Raw genomic sequence first — 1,344 nt, 5'->3', positions numbered from 1 at the left:
GGGCAGCTACGCGGCGCACGGCTCCGGGGAGATCGTCGTGGGCTTCTCCACCGCGAACATCATCCCCAGGCGCACGCAGAAGATGGTCTACAAGATGAAGATCCTCCTGGATCAGCGTCTGGACCCCCTCTACGAGGCGGTGATGGAGGCCACCGAGGAGGCCATCCTCAACGCCATGTGCATGGCCACGCCGATGACGGGCGTGAACGACAACTATTCCCCCGCGCTGCCCCTGGACGAGGTCCGCCGCTTCGTGGACGCCTGCCGGCCCATCTTCGCCTCGGTGAAGAAGCGCCCCCACCAGACGAGCGCGCCGGTCTCCAAGGAGCGCCCCAGCGACGAGGACCGGGAGGGGGAGGTGACGGTGTCGTCCGCCCTGCCCACCAACGTGCGCGGCGCGGAGGGCATCCCATTTCCCACCCGTCCGGCCCCGAACGAGCCCGACAGCGACCCGGAAGGCCCTTCCGGGCCGGAATCCGGAGGAAATGTCCCCCCCGGCGCCGACCCCGAGGGTTCCTCTTCCGGGGGCCGGTAGGCTTCTGATAGGTAAGACCCCCTTTACTCCATTCCGGAGCCCCAGGAGCCACCCACATGGCCAACAGCAAGAGCAAGCACCGCCGCGTGCAGATGAAGATCCGTCAGCACCACAAGAAGCGGGTCAAGAAGCAGAAGGCCGCCGCGAAGGCCGCCGCCGCCGAAGGCAAGAAGAAGTAGTCATCGCCCTGGGCGCCGCTCCCGGCGGCCCTGGCTCACCGCCGGGTCGCCGTGAAGGGGCGTGTCACAGTGCAACGCTGGCTGAGGTTGCCCTGGATCCGTGAGTAGTTGCCGGTGAAGTTCCCCGTCAGGCTTCCTCCGACTCCGCTGTCCGCCGCCCCTCCGGTGAAGGACGCGTTGAGGCTCAGGAAGGTCGTCAGCCCGCCATCGCTGCTGGGCGGCGGCGTCCCCGTCAGGCTCAGGCTCCCCGTCTCCTGCACCTTCCCCTTGAGGGCCACCCCGTCCAATGAGCCGGTGAGGGTGCCGCCGTCGCGGTTGAGCATCAGGTCCTTGCCGTTCGGAAGGGGGGGCACGTTCAGGTTGACGCACTCGGGCGGAAGGCCTGCGTCATTCGGGAAGGTCAGGGGGTAGCTGCCCTCCACCGGGGCGCAGTTCTCCGCGCAGTCCAGCGGGGTGGCTTCGTCGCCGCAGGCGGGCGCGAGCATGAGGAAGGTGCTGCTCACCACGGCCGTTGTGACGGCCGCCAGGGGGAGGAAACGTCCAGTAGTCATGGGTCGGAATCTCCAGAGGGGTAGGGCGGGCTTCCAGGTGGGAAATGCCGTTCCTACGTTGCGTGCAGTGGTTCTGGGG

General features: G+C 68.0%; 3 protein-coding genes. 2 read left to right on the top strand and 1 reads right to left on the bottom strand.

Annotated features, from left to right (window positions below; genetic code table 11):
* Nucleotides 1–535, top strand: a 535-nt coding sequence (locus D7V88_RS41520; RefSeq protein WP_208726764.1) for a P1 family peptidase, incomplete at its 5' end; no start/stop codon positions are given.
* Between the two features lie 56 nt (nucleotides 536–591).
* Nucleotides 592–714, top strand: a complete 123-nt coding sequence (locus tag D7V88_RS41515; RefSeq protein ID WP_120545961.1) for an aminopeptidase — start codon at nucleotides 592–594, stop codon at nucleotides 712–714.
* A 35-nt stretch (nucleotides 715–749) separates the two neighbouring features.
* On the opposite strand, the gene D7V88_RS41510 is transcribed toward D7V88_RS41515, so the two are convergent.
* Nucleotides 750–1,265 carry a hypothetical protein gene (locus D7V88_RS41510; RefSeq protein ID WP_147449154.1) on the bottom strand — a complete coding sequence of 172 codons (516 nt, stop codon included), beginning with the start codon at nucleotides 1,263–1,265 and terminating at the stop codon, nucleotides 750–752.
* Nucleotides 1,266–1,344 lie beyond the last annotated feature (79 nt).

Origin of the sequence: Corallococcus terminator, from assembly GCF_003611635.1 — a bacterium.
Lineage (GTDB): Bacteria > Myxococcota > Myxococcia > Myxococcales > Myxococcaceae > Corallococcus > Corallococcus terminator.
Note: the sequence above shows the minus strand (reverse complement) of the source record. Positions and strands in the feature narration are given on the sequence as shown.